Below are 16,899 nucleotides of genomic sequence, written 5' to 3'. Positions count from 1 at the left end.
CAGTTGTTCAGCCATCAACATCAACGTGAGGTAACACCATGTCCGTCAAGCGTTTCCCCAACTCAGCAACGCCCTCTGAACTTGCATCCGTCATTGAAGCGGACGGCGGCGTGATCGTGAAGGGCTTCCTAGCCCCAAGCCTGCTCGAGAACCTGAAGAAGGATCTTCTTCCGATGCTCGAAGCAACCCCAAACGGGGTGGACGAGTACTTTGCCGGTACACAAACGCGGCGGCTGTCACGCCTGTTTGCCCGCACTGACCATATGGTCGACGTCGCGCTGAACCCGCTGTATCTCGAAACTGCACGCCTCATCCTGCAGAAGCCGATCAAGCTCTGGAGTGGAGAGAACCAGGTCGAGGTGGCCCCCGATATTCAGGTGGGCGTGACGCAGGCTATCCAGATTCGACCCGGTCAGGGCATCCAACCGTTGCACCGTGACGATTCAGTCTGGCTGTGGCGACACCCCGGCTACAACCGGGAAGCTCGCGTGCAAATCATGATCGCCATCACCGACTTCTCCGAAGAGAACGGCGGGACCTTGGTCATCCCCGGCAGCCACAAGTGGGATGACGAGCGCATGCCAAAGCAAGAAGAGGCGATCCCGACCTCGATGGACGCTGGCGATGCACTGATCTTCATCGGTTCGACGTACCACGGAGGTGGTCAGAACCGTAGCAATGCGCCGCGCACGGGGCTGACCATGTCGTATGACCTCGCGATCTTGCGGCAGGAAGAGAACCACTACCTGACGTTGCCGATCGAGCGCGTCAAGCGCTTCCCTGAGGAAATGCAGCGACTGCTTGGATGGTCGTGCAGCACGACCTATGCGGGATTTGTCGAGCGCAACGGGGTGATGACCGACCCGCAGGCGTTGCTCCAGCAGGACGACTTTGCCGAGGTCGGCCACTTCGACTGACTCCAGTGCATCGGTCCTGCCCATGGAGCGCATGGGGAGGGCTCAACCGCTTCAAGGGCGGTGCACGCAGCGATGTCACTGGCGAGATGCCAGGGGCGTCGGAGTGCCGTCGCGACAGGATATCGACGACCTGGCGCAATGCATCGCAAGCCAATAGATCACGCAGATTTTTCAAGTTAAGCCCGGGGGCAAGATGAACGACATTGCAAAGAAACACGATGAGGCGCCCGAGGCGGCAGCGCTCACGCGGCGCGGCTTTCTCGGCATGGCCGCATCGGTGACGGCAGCGGCAACGGCGGCGGTACTGCCGAATGTGGCGAGCGCAGTCACTGCAGCAAGCGATGGCCGCGATGTGCTCGAGGTGGCCATCATTGGCGCGGGGCTGGCAGGCCTGACCGCGGCACGTGACCTGAAGCGTGCGGGGTGCGAGTCCTTCGTGGTGCTGGAAGCGCGCGACCGCGTCGGCGGACGGACCCTCAACCACGATCTCGGCAACGGCTACTTCTCGGAAGCGGGTGGCCAATGGATCGGGCCCGGCCAGACCGCGATCGCCAATCTGGCTCGCGAGCTGGGTGTCGGCACCTTTCTGACGCACTGGGAGGGCGATTTCGTGATGCTTGCCGGCAACGCACGCACAACCATCGCAAACGACGGCGGCTTTGACACGGATCCGAAGCTGCGGCGCGAGCTCGAGGAGATGGCCAAGAGCGTGCCGACGGCCGCGCCGTGGACGTCACCGCGTGCTGCCGAGTTCGATGCCATGTCGCTTGCTGACTGGCTGGCAACCAAGAACCTTACACCGGAAGCCCAAATCGGCTGGGTGCTCGCCGCGCAGCTGACGACAGGTACTGCACCGGAAAAACTATCGATGCTGCACTATCTGTCCCTGATCAACTCGGCGGATTGCAATTACAGGCAGCTCGAAGCAATCAAGGGCGGTGCACAGGAGAGCCGCATCTCGGGCGGTTCGCAGATCCTGTCAATCAAGATGGCCGAGGCGCTGGGCGACAAGGTGCGCCTGTCGACCCCGGTGCTTCGTATCGAGAACTGGCAAAACGGACCGGTGACCATCCACACCGCGAAGGGCGTGGTTCGCGCGCGCAGTTTGATCGTCGCGCTCTCGCCATCACTGTGCAACCAGATCGCCTTCGATCCGCCGCTGCCGGAAAAGCGCCGGGAAATGCAGCGCCGCTGGCCTGCCTATGCACCGATGCGCAAGACAGCGCATGTCTACAAGAAGGCGTTCTGGCGTGACAAGGGCTTGGACGGCATGCTCGTGCAATTGAGGGGGCCGATCCAATTTGCCTACGACAACTCGCCGGAGGATGTCTCGTTCGGCGTGATCTCGGCCTTCGTGAACAACGGCGTGCTGCCGTCCGACCCCAAGGCTGCCGAAGCCGAGCTCTCGCGCATCTATGCCCAGGCGTTTGGCGACGAAGCGCTGCATCCCGTTGCGTACCACGAGCACGACTGGGGCAAGGCTGACAACTGGTCATTGAGCTGCACATCGCCCATCCCTCCAGGCTTTCTCACCAAGTACGGCGATGTGTTGCATCCGCCAATCGGCCGGTTGATCTGGGCGGGTACGGAAACCGCAGAAATCTGGATTACCACCATGGACGGTGCAATACGGTCGGGCCACAAGGCGGCATTGCAAGCGCTTCAGGCTGCGGCTGGGGGGAAAGCATGATGAACACGAATACGACAACAAAATCACGCGGTCGCGGCAAGCGGATTCTGGTACTGGGGGGCGCGCTCCTGTTGGCCGCAGTGGTGGTCGGTGGCGTCATGTACGGGCCGAACTTCTATGGCCTGCTGCAGATTGGCAAGCAGCTCGATCAGATCACGCAGGAGGACACGCGTGTCGGCGGTCCATGGCCACGCGTCAGCGAAGTGTGCGTGTCTTGCCATGGTTATGGTGGCAACGCACGCGCCCAGACCTATCCGCGCCTGGCGGGTCAGCCGGAGGCCTACCTCAAGAAGCAGCTCACCGCCTTCGCCAGCGGCGAGCGCAGCAATCCGACCATGACGTCGCTGGCGGTGAGCATGTCGCAACACGAGCTTGACGGCTTGGCGGCGCATTTCTCGAAGATGACGCCGCTGCCGAACACGACGTTCCAGGCGGACCCGGCACACGTGGCGCGCGGCGAGGCGCTGGTCAAGGCCAACAACTGCGCCGCTTGTCACGGGCAGCAGTTGGAGGGGAAAGACCTGTATCCGCGGTTGGCCGGGCAGGGTTACGGCTATCTGCGCGACCAGCTGACCAGCTTCAAGAGCGGCGCGCGCCGCGATGCCACGGGCTCGATGCCGGCAGTTGTCGGAGCGCTGTCGCAGCAGGATATCGACGACCTCGCGCAATACATCGCAAGCCGATAGACCACGCAGATTTTTCAAGCTAGGCGGGAAGCAAGATGGACGATATTGCAAAGAAAGGCGATGAGACGCCGGAGGCGGCTGCGCTCACGCGGCGCGGCTTTCTCGGCATGGCCGCATCGGTGACAGCAGCGGCGACGGCGGCGGCATTGCCGAAGGTGGCGAGCGCGGCAACGGCTGCGAGCGATGAGCGGGACGTACTTGAGGTGGCCATCATCGGTGCCGGGCTGGCAGGCCTGACCGCGGCACGTGACCTGAAGCGTGCGGGGTGCGAGTCCTTCGTGGTGCTGGAAGCGCGCGACCGCGTCGGCGGACGGACTCTCAACCACGACCTCGGCAAAGGCTACTTCTCGGAATCGGGCGGCCAATGGATCGGGCCGGGTCAAACTGCGGTTGCCGATCTGGTACGTGAGCTGGGTGTTGGCACGTTTCCCACCTACTGGCAGGGCAAGACCGTGATGCTGGCCGGTGGCGCGCGTGCTGCAGTCGATACTGAGGGCGGGTTCGGCACGGATCCGAAGATTGCGCATGAACTCGAGGAACTGGCCAAGAGCGTGCCGTGCGGCGCGCCGTGGAAATCGCCGCGCGCCGCCGAGTTCGACGCGATGTCGGTCGGCGATTGGCTGGTGAAAAAGAACATCGCAAACGCAGACCAGATCGGTTGGTCGACCGGCTTGGCGATCACGGGCGGCGCCTCGCCGGCGCGACTGTCGCTGCTGCACTGGTTGTCGATGGTCAATTCAGCCGAATGCAACTACGACCGGCTCGAAGCGGTCAAGGACGGCGCGCAGGGCACCCGTATCTCGGGCGGCTCGCAGATTCTGTCGATCAAGATGGCGGAAGCGTTGGGTAACAAGGTCCGACTGTCGAGCCCCGTGCTGCGCATTGAGAACTGGCAGAACGGACCGGTTGCCATTCATACCGCGAATGGTGTGGTCCGTGCGCGTAACGTGATCGTTGCGCTCGCGCCGATGCTGTGCAATCAGATCGCCTTCGACCCGCCGCTGCCGGAGAAACGCCGCGAAATGCAGCGCCGCTGGCCGGCGTTTGCGCCCGGACGCAAGACGACGCACGTCTACAAGAAAGCGTTCTGGCGCGACAAGGGCCTGAACGGCTGGATTTTTCAACCGGGGGGGCCGGTGCTTTGGGCGTACGACAACTCGCCGGAGGATGTCTCGTTCGGCGTCATCAACGCGTTCGTGCACATCAGCATGCTGCCGGCTGATCCGAAGGAGGCCGAGGCCCAACTCTCGCAGATCTATGCCGAGGCGTTTGGCGACGAAGCGCTGCACCCCATCGCATTCCATCAGCGTGATTGGCTCAAGGCAGACAAATGGACGCTGAGCTGCGTGTCGCCGATGCCGCCCGGTTTTCTCACCACGTACGGTGAAGCCCTGCATCCGTCTGTCGGCAAGCTGATCTGGTCGGGCACGGAAACCGCGGAAATCTGGGCGGGTTACATGGATGGTGCGGTGCGTTCCGGTCACAAGGCAGCGTTGCAGGCGCTGCAGGCCGTAGCCGGGGGGAAGGCTTGATGAATACCGCAACGAAACCACGCAGCCGCGGCAAGCGGATGCTCATCCTGTCAGGCTGGCTGCTGTTGGCAGCTGCCGTGGTCGGCGGCATCGTTTATGGGCCGGAAGTCTATGGCCTGCTGCGGATAAGCAATGAGGTCGACAAGATCTCGGACAACAACGCACGTGTGAACGGCCCTTGGCCTCGCGCCAGCGATTCTTGCATTTACTGCCACGGCTTCGAAGGCAACGCCGTTACCCAAGCCTATCCGCGCTTGGCGGGGCAGAAGGAGGCATATCTCAGGAAGCAGCTCAAGGCATTCGCCAGTGGCGAGCGTAGCGACCCGACCATGACGCCATTTGCGCTCAGCCTGTCGGAGCACGAGTTCGAGTCGATGGTGACGCATTTCTCGCAGATGACGCCGCTGCCGAACACGAGCTTCCATGCCGATGCGGCCCGCGTGGCGCGAGGCGAGGCGCTGGCCAAAGACAAGAACTGCGCCGCCTGCCATGGGCAGCAGCTCGAGGGGAAGGATGCGTATCCGCGATTGGCAGGGCAGGGCCACGACTACCTGGTCGACCAGCTCACGAACTTCAAGACTGGTAAGCGCCACGATCCCACCGGGGCGATGGCAGCGATGGCCGGTCCGTTGTCGCAACAGGATATCGAGGACCTCGCGCAATTCATCGCCAGCCGATAAGAAAGAACTGATATTCGTGGATAAGCGCAATGGTGAAGACATTCATCAACACCACCGGAATTCATCATGGAACCAAAATACTATCTTTATTGCCTTGCTGATTTCACATTGATCACGGCTTCATTAATCTACGGGATCAAGCTTCTCAAGAAGCGCAACTTCCTCCTCGGGTTCGAGTGGCTGGTTGTGGCGTTCTCGGCGACGAACCTATTGACCAATGCATTAACCGGCGAACGGATGTTCTTGAACATCTCGCTTTTTTGCGATGCATTTTCCAGAACCGCCGGTGTACCGGTGATCGGGATCGCCGGCATGATGGCTGTGACGCATCGATACAAGCCATCGATGGGCGCTGATGTCATGTATGTGTTGGGCGCGCTGGCAGCAACTGTGGTGGTATGGACAGCAGATTTCATGGTGGGGCCAAAGCCTTACTTCTATCTGGTGATGTGGTCTTTGTTCTCGGTTTACGTCGTTTACGTGATCAAGAAATTGCTAAGCGCCGGAGAGAAGCGGATCGCTTTCGGCGTGATCCTGGCGTTGGTATCCGCACAGACGATTGCCAGCATCTATGATTTCTACCATATACCGGGTGACGATGATCACGCGGTTTTCTATACGATTGCGATGCTTGTCTGGGCTTATCAGTCCGTGGTGTTTTATTACGCCTATTGCGCTTTGGAGCGCGCGCAGGAAAATGAACTGAGCCTGAATCGTGGTTATGCCCTTGGCGGTCTGGGGCGGACTTCGCAGTGATCACGCCGCTTTTGCTGACATTCCTTTAGAGGCCCTCAGAACGAGTCGGCAAAGCACTTTTGGAGTCGGTGCCGTGAAGCATCAAAGCCGCGGGCCGTCCGCTAAACGCTGGGTCCGACGCAAGGAAACCCGGCCGCAAGAGCTGGTCTCCGCTGCGTTGGACCTGTTCGTTGTGCGCGGCTATGCGGCCACGCGGCTGGAAGATGTCGCCGCGGCCGCTGGGGTATCAAAGGGCACCGTCTACCTGTATTTCGCCAGCAAGGAAGAGCTGTTCAAGGCAGTGATCCAGGAAAACCTCTTGCCTGTGCTGGCTGAAGGCGAGGCCTTCATTGATACCTTCGAAGGGACCAGCGAGGCGCTGCTGCACGAGATTTTGATGCGCTGGTGGGAGCGAACTGGTGAATCCGCTGCCTCGGGGCTGACCAAACTGTTGATCGCCGAATCGGGCAATTTCCCCGATCTCATGCAGTACTACAGCGTGGAAGTCATAGAGCGCTATGACCGGCTGTTCGCATCCATCCTGGCACGCGGCGTGGCGCGGGGCGATTTTCGAGAAACCGACGTGCAACAGACCACGCTGGCACTGGTCGCACCGATGCTGTTTCTGAAGATGTGGAAGCACTCCTTTGGCATCTGTGCAGCTAAAGCGCTGGAACCGAAGGTGTTCATCACGCATGTGGTATCGCTGCTGTTGCATGGGCTGCTACGCAATCCCTCTCCAGGTGCAGCACTTCCGGCGCCTCCGCCCCTGACTGCCCAGCCATCGGCCATCTAACCGCGAAGTTTCGACATGCCAAAAGCCAACGGGGTGCTCTGAAAGGCCACCCCCTTTGGCTTTAAGAGATCGACGCAGTGCAGGTCCTGCATATCAGGACTCGCATTGCATCAGGAGTGAGCGATCGGTCCCGAGGCCGCACCGCTGCGACGTTGTTCAAGCCAGCGCGCCAGCCGCCCGCCGAACAGCAGTTCGTAAAGCACAGGCACCAGACCCAGCGTGATCAACGTGCCAAGCAGCAGCCCGCCGATGATGGTGAGCGCCATGCCCGCCCATAGGCTGCCGCCAAACAGCAACAGAGGGATCAAACCCGCCACGCACGTGAGCTTGGTCATCACGATGGGGCGCAGCCGCGCCACGGCAGCCGACACCACGGCTTCGCGCCTGGGCTTGCCAGCAGCCAGTTCGGCCTCGATGCGCTCAAGCAGTAGCACCGCGTTGTTCACGATGATGCCGGCCAGCGACAGGATGCCGAAGTTGGCCATGAAGCCCAGGGGCTCGCCGCCGAGCAGCAGTGCCGGCGCCACACCGATCATCGCAAACGGGATGATGCCCACGATCAGCGTCAGCTTGCGGAAGGAGTTGAACTGCCAGACGAACAGCAACAGCATGGCCACCACCGCGAGCGGCAGGTATGTCTCGAGGGATGCGTTGGAATCAGCGGCTTCCTCGATCTCGGCGCCCATCTCGATACGGTAGCCCGGGGGCAACGTGATCTTTGCGATGTTCGGGGCAGCGCGGTCGACGGTCTGTTGCGCAGTGGCCTGCGTACTGCGGCCTTCCACGGTCAACGTGCGCACCAGGTCGCGGCGACGGATGGCCGACGGCTCAGAAGACAGTGACACACTCGCCAGTGCAGACAGGGGCACAGGTGCCGCGCCGCTGGCCGGGTGGATCAGCGTGTTGGCCAAGTCTTCGGGGCGGGCGCGTTCAGCATCGCTGCCACGCACCACCAGCGGGACGAGCGTGTCGCCGTCGCGCAGGACGGAGACCTCAACGCCAGTATATCGGGCGCCGAGCGAGGTGGCGATGTCTTCGCTGCTGATGCCCAGGCGGCGTGCCTTGCGCTGGTCGATCTGTACGTCCACACGCGGCACGCGCGGGCCCCAATCATTGCGCACCTGCACCATCCCAGGAAGCGGGCGCAGCACGCCTTCGATCTTGCTGCCAATGTCACGCAGTACGGTTTCGTCCGGGCCGCTGATCCGGTAGGCCACCATGCCTGCATCGTTCGTGCTGCGTGAGAAGCGCTTGGCATCCACGCGCACATCGGGATAGCGCTGCGCCATCCATTGGCGTGTGCGCTCGATCATGGGTGCAACATCCTTCGCACTCTGCACGCTCACCGTGAAGTAGCCCACGTGCGAGGCCGGCAACGGCGGGTTGAGCACGAGCACGACGCGGGGGCCGCCATCTGCCACGTAACCGATGCTGGTCGTGACTTCGGGGTTCGCTTTCTTGTCGCTCAGCCAGTGGCTCAGGTCGCGCACCACGGCTTGCGTGCGTCGTGCATCGCTGCCTGGCTGCAGCTCAATTGCAACCTGGTACTGCGGGCGCTCCGACGGGGGCAAGAACCCGGTCGGCACGCGCGAGAGCAGAATCATCGAGCCGATGAACAGCACGGTCATCGCGGCCAGCATTTTGCCCTTGTGGTCCAGCACCTTGCGGATCACGCGCGCATAGCCCGCGTAGAAGCCGGTTTCTTTCGGTGGTTCGTTGGCGTTGTGGTGGCCGGGCTTCAGGAAGAAGTAGCACAGCAGCGGCGTCACCGTCAGACAGAGCAGCCACGAGCTCAGCAACGACAACGCCACCACGATCACCAGCGGCCGCAGGTATTCATTGACCGTGGTGCTGCCGAAGAAGAACGGTGAGAAGGCGAAGATGATGACCAGTGAAGAGGTCAGCAGCGGAATCCCTAGCGTTTGGCCAGCCCGGATGCAGGCCGTTTTGCGGTCTTCGCCCATGGCCAAGCGTCGCTCGACGTCTTCGGCAATCACGATGCCGTTGTCCACTAGCAGGCCCAACGCAATGATGATGGCCGCCATTGAGACGATATGCAGCTCGATGCTCAATGCGCACATCACCAGCAGCGTGGCAAGAATCGTGAGCGGCACGATGCTGCCAACGATGATGCCGGCGCGCCAGCCCAGGAACAGCACCACCACTGTCATCACGATGACGATGGTTTCTTCCATCACGCGGTTCATGTTGCCCATCTCGCGCTCGACCACGTCGGCCTGGTAGGTCACGAAGTCCAACGAGAAACCGGCGGGCAACTGCTGCTCCAACTGAGCCACGCGCTCCTTGAGTTCCTGGCCCAGCATCTTGATGTTCTGGCCGGAGCGCATCGATACACCCAGCACCACGGCGTTATCGCCGCGGTAGATGGCTGCGGACTCCGGAGGATCAGCCGGCAGCACGCGTATCTGGGCGATGTCGCCCAGACGGACGGTAGCTGGCGCCGTGCCAGCACTGGCGGGCACGGCCAGCACGAAGTCGCGCAGCGCCTCCAGAGAGCGGATTTCACCTGAGGCGACGACAGCGCTGTTCAGGCCCGAGAGCACGACCTGCCCGCCCGAGAGCACGACGTTCTGCTGGTGCAGTTGCTGCAGTACGGCGTTGGCACCCAGACCCAGGCCGGCGAGACGTGTGCGGTCGAATTCGATATAGACGCGTTCGTCCTGCAACCCATGGAAGGTCACGCCCTGTACGCCCTTGATGGCATAGATGCCCTCGCGCAGGCGCTTGAGCGGCTCACGCATCTCGCTCATCGAGAAGCCCGGTGCTGTGACGGCGATCGAGGCGATGGCCACGCGGCCAAAGTCATCGTTGATTTGTGGCGGCAGCGTGCCGGCGGGAAATAGGGGGCGAGCCTCTTCGATCTTGGCGCGCATGCGTTGCCAGACCGGCATCAGATTGCGCACTTCATCGCGCAGGTTGACTTGCAGGATGACGGTGCCGGGGCGCACCGTGCTCGTCACGTGCTTGAGCTCTGGCAACTGGCGCAACCGCTCTTCCAAGGGGCGCGCGACCAACTGCTCCATGCGTTCTGCAGGCAGGCCAGGGTTGGCCACGATGACGATCGCATCACGGACGGTGGTGGAGGGCTCCTCTTGCGAGGGGAAGCTAAGGAAGGCAAAGACGCCCGATACCAGAATCAGCAGCGCAACAAAGAATGTCAGGCGGGTACTGTTGAGCGCGCTTTCGGTGAGTTTCATTGCGCGACCCCTTCCGTTGCGCCTTGAAGCAGGGTCTGCGTTGGATGTGCTTGGGCGAGCTGGCCTTCATGCAGGAAGGCGGTGCCCGCGACGATCACACGGTCGCCGGCCGTCAGGCCTTGCGAAACCGTGACGCGGCCCTCGCGCTGCACGGCGGTGCCCGCTTGGACTGAGCGGCGTTGCAGCTTGCCGGTCTGGTCCAGCACAAAGACGGCAGCCTGGCCGGGCTTGTCGCCCCACATGACGGCAGGTGCTGGCACGGTGATCGCGTTGGGCGCGGTGCGGTTGGCCAACTCGACCGACACGACGCCGCCGCTGCGCAGATGTTTCGAGGTAACCGCACTTTGTGGCACGCGGAAGATTGCCTGCACCAGCGAGCCGTTGTCGCTGCGGGCGGACAACCGCTCCAGTGCAAGCGGGAATGACTCGGAGTCGCTCTTGCCCTGGGCGCTGTCTCCGGAAGAAAGGGTAGCGGCGACGCTGTCGGGCAACATGGCAACCACCTCCAGCGCGTTGCCGGCCTGAATCTGCAGGATGGCCTGGCCCGGCGCAACATCAGAGAAAGGCTGCGTCAGACGTGCCACGATTTCGCCGTCAAACGGAGCAGTGATGTGGGTGAGCGCCAGGTCTCGGCGGGCCGTAGCAAGTGCGGCATCGGCTGCTGCCAGCTGACTTTGCGCAAGCTGGTGGGCGGCCCGTGCAGATTCCAGCGCCGTTTGCGAAATGATCTTGTCGCGTGCCAGCGCCTCTTGCTGCTGCAATTGGGCTCGGCGTTCTACCGCGGTTGCTGCTGCGGCGGCACGGTCGGCTTCTGCCTTGTTCAGGCGCCAGCGGGCTGGAGACTCGTCCAGCCGTGCAAGCACCTGGCCCGCACGCACCCGGTCACCCACCTCGACGGGAATGGCGACCACTCGCCCGGCGGCCTCGAAGCCCAGGTCACTGCGCTGGCGTGCCCGCAGCGTGCCGACGAAGCTATCGGCGGATGCTCGGGCCTTGACCGCGCCGACGACTTCGACCTTGACCGGCTTGGGCGGTGCAGCCACCGGTGTGGCGGATGGGGTGCAGGCGCTCATGGCGAATGCTGACACCACGGCCGCAAGAGCCGTGAGCCCGGCGATGGGCTGGAAATGGGTACACATGGGACAACCTTTGAATCGAAGCGATGGGGCAGGAGTTAGGGCAGACCGCGCGCCAGTTCTTCCACCGTCTTGCGCATGGCGGCGCGCTGGTCGGGGGTGAACTCGTGCAGTTGAAGGAGTTCGAGCAGCAGCAGGCCGTCCAGCGCAACCGACAGCAGTTGCGCAAGACCGGCCTTTGGGCCGTGGTCCAGTGCGTCATAGCCGCGAGCGAACAACGCCTGGACGGGCGGGAGCAAGTGCGGGTGAGCGGAGGCCGCCGACAACATATTGGCCATGAGCTGCTTCCGGCTGGCAGGCATGTCGAAGGTGAAGCTGGCCAGCTCGGCCATTTTTGCTCGTAGCGAAATCGGCTTGGCATCGTCCGGCGCTGGTACGCCGACCTGTGCGTCCAGCTCGGCCACCATGCGCTCGACCAGGGCAGTGAGCAGATCGTCACGTGTCTTGAAGTGATAGATCAGCCCGGCTTTGGTGATGCCGACGGCATCTGCCGTCGCCTGGATGGTGAGCTGGGTCACACCACGCTCGGCCATCAGGTCTGCTGCGGCATCGAGAATTTTGTCGCGAGAGTTGGAGGACTCATTGGGTGTTGCCATGGCATCTCCTCGTGTTTGAACTTTACTATACGTATAGTATAGTTAAAGAAATCAACTCGTCAATGCCCGGAGCTATTGCATGCACCCCCTGATTTCTTCCGCTGCCCCCGTATTTCGTCGCGCCACGCGCCAGACGCTGCTCGGCGCAGCGGTGCTCACTCTGATTGGATTGGCCGGCTGCGCCACGGCCCCGGTGGGCTCCGCGCCGGCGGCAACCGCCGTCAACGTGCCTAGCCAGTGGAGCGAAAGCGCAATCCCCATCCAAGGTGTCGTGGCTGCCGAGTGGTGGCGCGACTTTGGTAACAATGAACTGAATACGCTGATTGATACCGCCCTCAAATCAAACCGAGACCTGAAGATCGCCGCCGCGCGGCTGGCCCAGGCGCGCGCACTGACCGATGGGGCACAGGCTGAGCGCCGGCCGCAGCTGGGCGCTGTGGCAGGGGCACAACGCGGCCGGGAAACGGGTATCGATCCGCGTGCTGAGCGTAGTTTCGCCGGCCTGCGCGCGAGTTGGGAAATCGATGTCTTCGGCCGAGGGGCTTTGGCGATCGACGCCGCCGAGGCCGACGCACAAGCCGCCTCCCAGGCGTTACGAGCAACCCAGATCGCGCTCGCGGCCGATGTGGCAACCGCCTATTTCGAGTTGCAGACGCTTGCGCACCGCGTGGCGTTGAACCGTGAGGCGATTGCCGTTGCGCAGCGCCAGGTCGAAGTGGTTCGCCGCAAGTTCGACGCAGGGCAGGCGACGTCGGTCGATGTGGACCGCTGGCAGGCAGAGCTGGCGCAGGAGCAAGCCGCTACCGAGCAGTTGGATGGTTCGCGGCGGATACGTCATCGACAACTGGCCGTGTTGTTGGGCGTGAGTGAAGCGCCGGCGTTGAACTTGCAGGCGACCGCCACCGTGCCGCAGCCGCCGGCGACTTTGCTGCCTGGCGAACTGCTGGAGCGCCGCCCGGACGTCTTGCGTCAAGCTCGCGCGCTGGATGCTGCGCTGGCACGCGTGGGTGTAGCGCGTCGAGAGGTCTACCCCCGACTGCAGATCGAGTGGGCCAACACGCGTGAACGGACGGCGATCGTTGGCCAATCCGCGTCTCCGCAGGTGGTATTGGGTTACGGCGTTTCGCTGACGTTGCCGATCCTGGACGGCGGGCGTATCCGCGCCAACATCGCGGTCAACGAGGCTAAGGCCAATGAGGCAATGGCCGAGTATGAAAAGGCCATGCTGGCCGCACTGTCGGACGCCGAGGTGGCCTTGGCACAGTGGTCCACCTCGGAAGCCTCTTTGACCAAGTGGCAGCAGGCGCAGGCTGCGGGCGAAACTGCGGCACAGCGCGCGGAACGGCTGTTCGATGCCGGCCTGGCAGATGCGAGCTCGGTATTGGATGCACGGCGCAGCTACCTGCGCGCGCAGGATGCCGTCAGCCAGGCGGAAGGCGCGCGTTGGGCGGCTGCCGTGGGCCTGCGCCGCGTGTTTGCCGGCGCGGTTTGATAGGAATATGGGGCAGCTTTTTCGCCAATCAGGAGGCTGCGCATGAGCCAGGCACAAGCGTCCGAAGATCGGCAACTCCGTTTTGAGGCATGCCGCTTCGCGATCGATACGTTCGTGAAAATCCACCTGGAACATATCGAGGGCGCAAGACTGCTGCTCACAAGCCATCTGCGCATGATGTTCACGTTATCGCTCGGGGCACTGGCAGGATTGATCACGCTGTATGCGTCGATCCTGCGCTTTGGCGCCGTCGACCTTCACGCCGCTGGCAGCATGGTGCGCGTGGGCTTTGCGATGGCGGCGGTTACGTCCATGGTGGCATCGGCGCTGCTGTCCGCCGCATGCCTGCAGCGTGCTAGTGCCGATGCGGCTCAGCTCCTGCGCGATCCGTTTCCAGATACGGACAACGCGTTGACGAACATCTTCGATGCAGTCGATGCGAACGAGCGCCAGATCCTGCAGTCAGTGAATCGGGCATTGGAGACGCGTGTGGCACGGCACCCCGGGTTCGATGCCAACACGCGCACCCCGACCGTACTGCTGGTGGTCGGGGTTGTCATGGCGGGGCTGTCGTTCTTTGAGGCTACTGTCTGAGTGGCCGATCGATGTTTTCGGAGTGCTGCCCCGCGATCAGCGCGGGCGGCGCGCGGCATCCGCCGTCGGCTTCCAGTGCAGGACGCCGAAGAGCAGCGTCAGCAGCACGCTATCGAACAGCGGTCCCTTGTGCAGGGCCACCTTTCGGAAGCAGATCAGCACTTCAAGCGCATGCACGGCGAGCAGCACCGCAGCCGCGACACGCACCCAGTGGACGGCGTCCGGCGCCAGCGGCAGCGCCGTCAGGTAACTGCCGGCTGCGACGCCATACACAAAGAGCAGCAGCAACTTGCTAGCGACGGTGAACACGGTGGAATCTCCAGAGGTGGATGCGGATTGTGCCCATCGGCTCAGCTTGCGGTACTTGCAGCCTTCGCGGCTTCCTGCTCCTGAAGCTCGCGCCACATGATCTTGCCGGTGCCCGATTTGGGCAGTGACGCGACAAATTCAACAATGCGTGGTGCCTTGTAGGCCGCCATGTTCTCGCGGGACCACGTGATGATGTCGTCTTCGGTCACGGCCGGCGCATGCCGTGCATTGCGCACGACGAACGCTTTCACTGTCTCGCCCCGATGCGCGTCGCGCGCGGCAATCACGCAGACTTCCTGGATGGCGGGGTGGTAATACAGCATGGTCTCCACCTCGGCCGGCCACACTTTGTAGCCCGACGCGTTAATCATCCGTTTCAGGCGATCCGCCATGAAGAAATAGCCCTCCTCGTCCATTCTGGCGAGGTCGCCGGTGCGCAGAAAGCGCTTGCCGTCGATTTCGATGAACGCTTCGCGCGTGGCTTCCGGATTGCGCCAATAGCCTTGCATCAGCTGCGGGCCGTGCGTCACGATTTCGCCGGTCTCGCCTTGCGGCAATGCTTCGAGTGTCTGCGGGTCGATGATCCGGGCATCGACATCGAACATGGGAATGCCGAGGCAATTCGGCTTCGGCCGGTGCGGCGGGTTGATGTGCGTCGGGGCGATCGTCTCCGACAAGCCGTAGCCTTCGATGTACTCGATGCCGGTCTTGTCGTGCAGTTTCTTGGCGACGGCGTCCGGCATCGCCGCGCCGCCACCGGCCACCACACGCAGGCTCGACAGGTCATAGTCATCGAGCTTCGAGTTCGAAAGAAAATCGATGGCCATTGTTGAAATGGACCACCAGTCCGTCACACGGTGATGCTCGATCGCGTGCGCGGCTGCATCACGATCCCAGCGTGGCAGTACGACGACGGTTGCGCCGCTGAAGAGCGGCGCGTTCAGCCCACTCTGCATGCCCGTCACATGAAACAGCGGCAGTACCGACAGCAGGATTGAGTTCTGCGTGCCGCTCGCCCAGTTGACCACGCCGAGCGCCGTGCACATCGCGCTGCGATGCGTGTGCATGCATCCCTTCGGCTTGCCCGTCGTGCCCGACGTATACGGCATCACGCAGAGGTCGTCCGGCCCTGCGGTCAGCGGCCCTGGCGCAACGCGCGCATCCAGCATGTCGCTCCAATGCGTGACGCCAATGCGGTCACCACCGTCGATATGGCGTGGCGCGCTGACGAACTCCGGCGGCGTGATGCTGGATGGCCGCTTCAGATAGTCGCTGTACGTCGCGACGATGGTGTGCGCAAGCTGCCCGTCGGCATCGTCGGCGAGCGGCGCGATGCGTTCGTATAAATCCTGCGCCACGAAGGCGGTGCGTGCACCGCTGTCCTCGACGTAGTGACGAAGCTCGTCCGTCATGTTCATCGGATTGATGGGTACGACGACGGCGTTGGCGCGCAGGATGCCGTAATAGGCGAGCATCCATTGCGGGCTGTTCTGCATGTACAGCAACACGCGGTCTCCGGCCTTCACGTTGCAGCGTTGCTGCAGATACCCGGCAATCCGTTCGGTCTCGTCCTTGAACTCCGCAAACGTGATCGGCGTGTCGTAGAAGACGATGAACGGCTTGTCCGGATAGCGGGCCGCCGAAACCTCCGCGTTGAAGTACAGATTGGTCGCGGGCAGGGTCAGATGACGGGGAAGGTGCGCCGGCCAGTGCGCGGAGGTTTCCGGGGGCATGTTTCGACTCCAAACTTCACGTGGGTAATAGACAGGGAGACAGGGTGTTAAGCCCGGGCGGCATTCGGCACGGCAAGCGTCGGCGCGCGACGCATCAGTTGCCAGCCGAAAATCAGCATCCAGATCGGCAGGGCGAGGACGGCGATGGTCTCGCCCGCATCTGCGATCGAAGCAAGGCTGGGGAAGAAGCCGAACACGAAATAGCACCCGAAGCCCCAGCCGACGATATGGAGAAGGAACGATCCGCGCCAGCCCGCTTTTTTGAGCAGTCTTCCGGCAATCGGTGTCCAGAAGAACACGAGCGGGCCTTCCACCCACCAGAACCCGCTTTGCGTGGCATTGGCGATGGCGGTCCACACGGCTGCCGCTGCAACCTTCGCGCCGTCTTCCCCGCTGGCATATACATGGGCGAGCGGATGGATGGTCGACAACTGGAGCACCGCCCCAGCGATGCCACAGACGATATAGACCGCGATGGCGATGGCGATCATTTCGCGGAGCGCCCCAAGCTCTTCACGAAACGTGTGCAGGAAGTAGCCGCCAATGGCCACGAACGGCAGATAGAAGCCCAGCACGTCGGCCAGCATCCACCAGCGGAACAGGTCACGCGCTTGCGCCGGCAAGGCCAGCATTGCGGGGCCGTGAGGCACCATTTCGATGTCGCCGCCCGTGACGACCACCGACAGGGCGATGGTGGCGCAAGCCGCGAGACCGCCAAGGATGGCGCTCCAGGCCGTGAACCTGGCTGCGTTATACGAGTTCATATGCATCAATCTCCAGGGATA

15 protein-coding genes are annotated in these 16,899 nt (G+C 62.7%); 9 read left to right on the top strand and 6 right to left on the bottom strand.

Annotated features, from left to right (window positions below):
- Positions 1-38: 38 nt before the first annotated feature.
- The 7 genes from M1D44_RS21370 to M1D44_RS21340 all read left to right on the top strand — a co-directional run bounded on the left by M1D44_RS21370 (position 39) and on the right by M1D44_RS21340 (position 7,036).
- A complete protein-coding gene (locus M1D44_RS21370) occupies positions 39-917 on the top strand; it encodes a phytanoyl-CoA dioxygenase family protein (RefSeq protein WP_112187984.1) in 879 nt (292 codons plus the stop codon).
- Between the two features lie 193 nt (positions 918-1,110).
- Positions 1,111-2,607 (top strand): flavin monoamine oxidase family protein, encoded by a 1,497-nt coding sequence (locus M1D44_RS21365; RefSeq protein ID WP_316852388.1) that lies wholly within the window; start codon positions 1,111-1,113, stop codon positions 2,605-2,607.
- On the top strand, positions 2,604-3,293 hold the full coding sequence (locus M1D44_RS21360; RefSeq protein ID WP_152543742.1) for a c-type cytochrome: 690 nt from the start codon (positions 2,604-2,606) through the stop codon (positions 3,291-3,293). Before M1D44_RS21365 ends, M1D44_RS21360 begins: the two co-directional genes overlap by 4 nt.
- A gap of 35 nt (positions 3,294-3,328) precedes the next feature.
- Positions 3,329-4,825 carry a flavin monoamine oxidase family protein gene (locus M1D44_RS21355; RefSeq protein WP_316852387.1) on the top strand — a complete coding sequence of 499 codons (1,497 nt, stop codon included), beginning with the start codon at positions 3,329-3,331 and terminating at the stop codon, positions 4,823-4,825.
- Complete coding sequence (locus M1D44_RS21350) at positions 4,825-5,505, top strand: c-type cytochrome (protein WP_316852386.1); 681 nt, start codon at positions 4,825-4,827, stop codon at positions 5,503-5,505. The genes M1D44_RS21355 and M1D44_RS21350 overlap by 1 nt, the downstream gene beginning before the upstream one ends.
- Positions 5,506-5,571: 66 nt before the next feature.
- Positions 5,572-6,261, top strand: coding sequence for a hypothetical protein (locus M1D44_RS21345; RefSeq protein WP_316852385.1), 690 nt, complete (start codon positions 5,572-5,574; stop codon positions 6,259-6,261).
- Positions 6,262-6,334: 73 nt separating this feature from the next.
- Positions 6,335-7,036 carry a TetR/AcrR family transcriptional regulator gene (locus tag M1D44_RS21340; RefSeq protein ID WP_316852694.1) on the top strand — a complete coding sequence of 234 codons (702 nt, stop codon included), beginning with the start codon at positions 6,335-6,337 and terminating at the stop codon, positions 7,034-7,036.
- A gap of 110 nt (positions 7,037-7,146) precedes the next feature.
- Here M1D44_RS21340 and M1D44_RS21335 read toward each other — a convergent pair whose 3' ends face one another.
- The 3 genes from M1D44_RS21335 to M1D44_RS21325 all read right to left on the bottom strand — a co-directional run bounded on the left by M1D44_RS21335 (position 7,147) and on the right by M1D44_RS21325 (position 11,986).
- Positions 7,147-10,254: an efflux RND transporter permease subunit gene (locus M1D44_RS21335; RefSeq protein ID WP_316852384.1), complete on the bottom strand. Its 3,108-nt coding sequence runs from the start codon at positions 10,252-10,254 to the stop codon at positions 7,147-7,149.
- Positions 10,251-11,327, bottom strand: a complete 1,077-nt coding sequence (locus M1D44_RS21330; protein ID WP_316852383.1) for an efflux RND transporter periplasmic adaptor subunit — start codon at positions 11,325-11,327, stop codon at positions 10,251-10,253. Before M1D44_RS21330 ends, M1D44_RS21335 begins: the two co-directional genes overlap by 4 nt.
- Before the next feature lie 101 nt (positions 11,328-11,428).
- Complete coding sequence (locus M1D44_RS21325) at positions 11,429-11,986, bottom strand: TetR/AcrR family transcriptional regulator (RefSeq protein WP_316852382.1); 558 nt, start codon at positions 11,984-11,986, stop codon at positions 11,429-11,431.
- 79 nt (positions 11,987-12,065) lie between these two features.
- On the opposite strand from M1D44_RS21325, the gene M1D44_RS21320 reads away from it, so the two are divergent.
- Positions 12,066-13,478 (top strand): TolC family protein, encoded by a 1,413-nt coding sequence (locus M1D44_RS21320; RefSeq protein WP_316852381.1) that lies wholly within the window; start codon positions 12,066-12,068, stop codon positions 13,476-13,478.
- Between the two features lie 42 nt (positions 13,479-13,520).
- A complete protein-coding gene (locus M1D44_RS21315; protein WP_024978796.1) occupies positions 13,521-14,072 on the top strand; it encodes a hypothetical protein in 552 nt (183 codons plus the stop codon).
- Positions 14,073-14,108: 36 nt separating this feature from the next.
- Here M1D44_RS21315 and M1D44_RS21310 read toward each other — a convergent pair whose 3' ends face one another.
- The 3 genes from M1D44_RS21310 to M1D44_RS21300 are packed head-to-tail and all read right to left on the bottom strand — an operon-like array spanning position 14,109 to position 16,878.
- Complete coding sequence (locus M1D44_RS21310; RefSeq protein WP_024978797.1) at positions 14,109-14,381, bottom strand: hypothetical protein; 273 nt, start codon at positions 14,379-14,381, stop codon at positions 14,109-14,111.
- Positions 14,382-14,422: 41 nt separating this feature from the next.
- On the bottom strand, positions 14,423-16,114 hold the full coding sequence (locus tag M1D44_RS21305) for a long-chain fatty acid--CoA ligase (protein WP_024978798.1): 1,692 nt from the start codon (positions 16,112-16,114) through the stop codon (positions 14,423-14,425).
- 47 nt (positions 16,115-16,161) lie between these two features.
- Complete coding sequence (locus tag M1D44_RS21300; protein WP_024978799.1) at positions 16,162-16,878, bottom strand: hypothetical protein; 717 nt, start codon at positions 16,876-16,878, stop codon at positions 16,162-16,164.
- Positions 16,879-16,899: the final 21 nt, after the last annotated feature.

The sequence above is a fragment of the Ralstonia sp. SA306 genome, from assembly GCF_054792405.1.
The sequence above is the reverse complement of the archived record's forward strand: the minus strand, read 5'-3'. Positions and strand labels throughout refer to the sequence as shown.

What these genes read in the sequence shown, in the direction of transcription:
- M1D44_RS21370 (WP_112187984.1), top strand. Translation starts at nt 39, where the DNA reads ATGTCCGTCAAGCGTTTCCCCAACTCAGCAACGCCCTCTGAACTTGCA.
- M1D44_RS21365 (WP_316852388.1), top strand. Translation starts at nt 1,111, where the DNA reads ATGAACGACATTGCAAAGAAACACGATGAGGCGCCCGAGGCGGCAGCG.
- M1D44_RS21360 (WP_152543742.1), top strand. Translation starts at nt 2,604, where the DNA reads ATGATGAACACGAATACGACAACAAAATCACGCGGTCGCGGCAAGCGG.
- M1D44_RS21355 (WP_316852387.1), top strand. Translation starts at nt 3,329, where the DNA reads ATGGACGATATTGCAAAGAAAGGCGATGAGACGCCGGAGGCGGCTGCG.
- M1D44_RS21350 (WP_316852386.1), top strand. Translation starts at nt 4,825, where the DNA reads ATGAATACCGCAACGAAACCACGCAGCCGCGGCAAGCGGATGCTCATC.
- M1D44_RS21345 (WP_316852385.1), top strand. Translation starts at nt 5,572, where the DNA reads ATGGAACCAAAATACTATCTTTATTGCCTTGCTGATTTCACATTGATC.
- M1D44_RS21335 (WP_316852384.1), bottom strand. Translation starts at nt 10,254, where the DNA reads ATGAAACTCACCGAAAGCGCGCTCAACAGTACCCGCCTGACATTCTTT.
- M1D44_RS21330 (WP_316852383.1), bottom strand. Translation starts at nt 11,327, where the DNA reads ATGAGCGCCTGCACCCCATCCGCCACACCGGTGGCTGCACCGCCCAAG.
- M1D44_RS21325 (WP_316852382.1), bottom strand. Translation starts at nt 11,986, where the DNA reads ATGGCAACACCCAATGAGTCCTCCAACTCTCGCGACAAAATTCTCGAT.
- M1D44_RS21320 (WP_316852381.1), top strand. Translation starts at nt 12,066, where the DNA reads ATGCACCCCCTGATTTCTTCCGCTGCCCCCGTATTTCGTCGCGCCACG.
- M1D44_RS21315 (WP_024978796.1), top strand. Translation starts at nt 13,521, where the DNA reads ATGAGCCAGGCACAAGCGTCCGAAGATCGGCAACTCCGTTTTGAGGCA.
- M1D44_RS21305 (WP_024978798.1), bottom strand. Translation starts at nt 16,114, where the DNA reads ATGCCCCCGGAAACCTCCGCGCACTGGCCGGCGCACCTTCCCCGTCAT.
- M1D44_RS21300 (WP_024978799.1), bottom strand. Translation starts at nt 16,878, where the DNA reads ATGAACTCGTATAACGCAGCCAGGTTCACGGCCTGGAGCGCCATCCTT.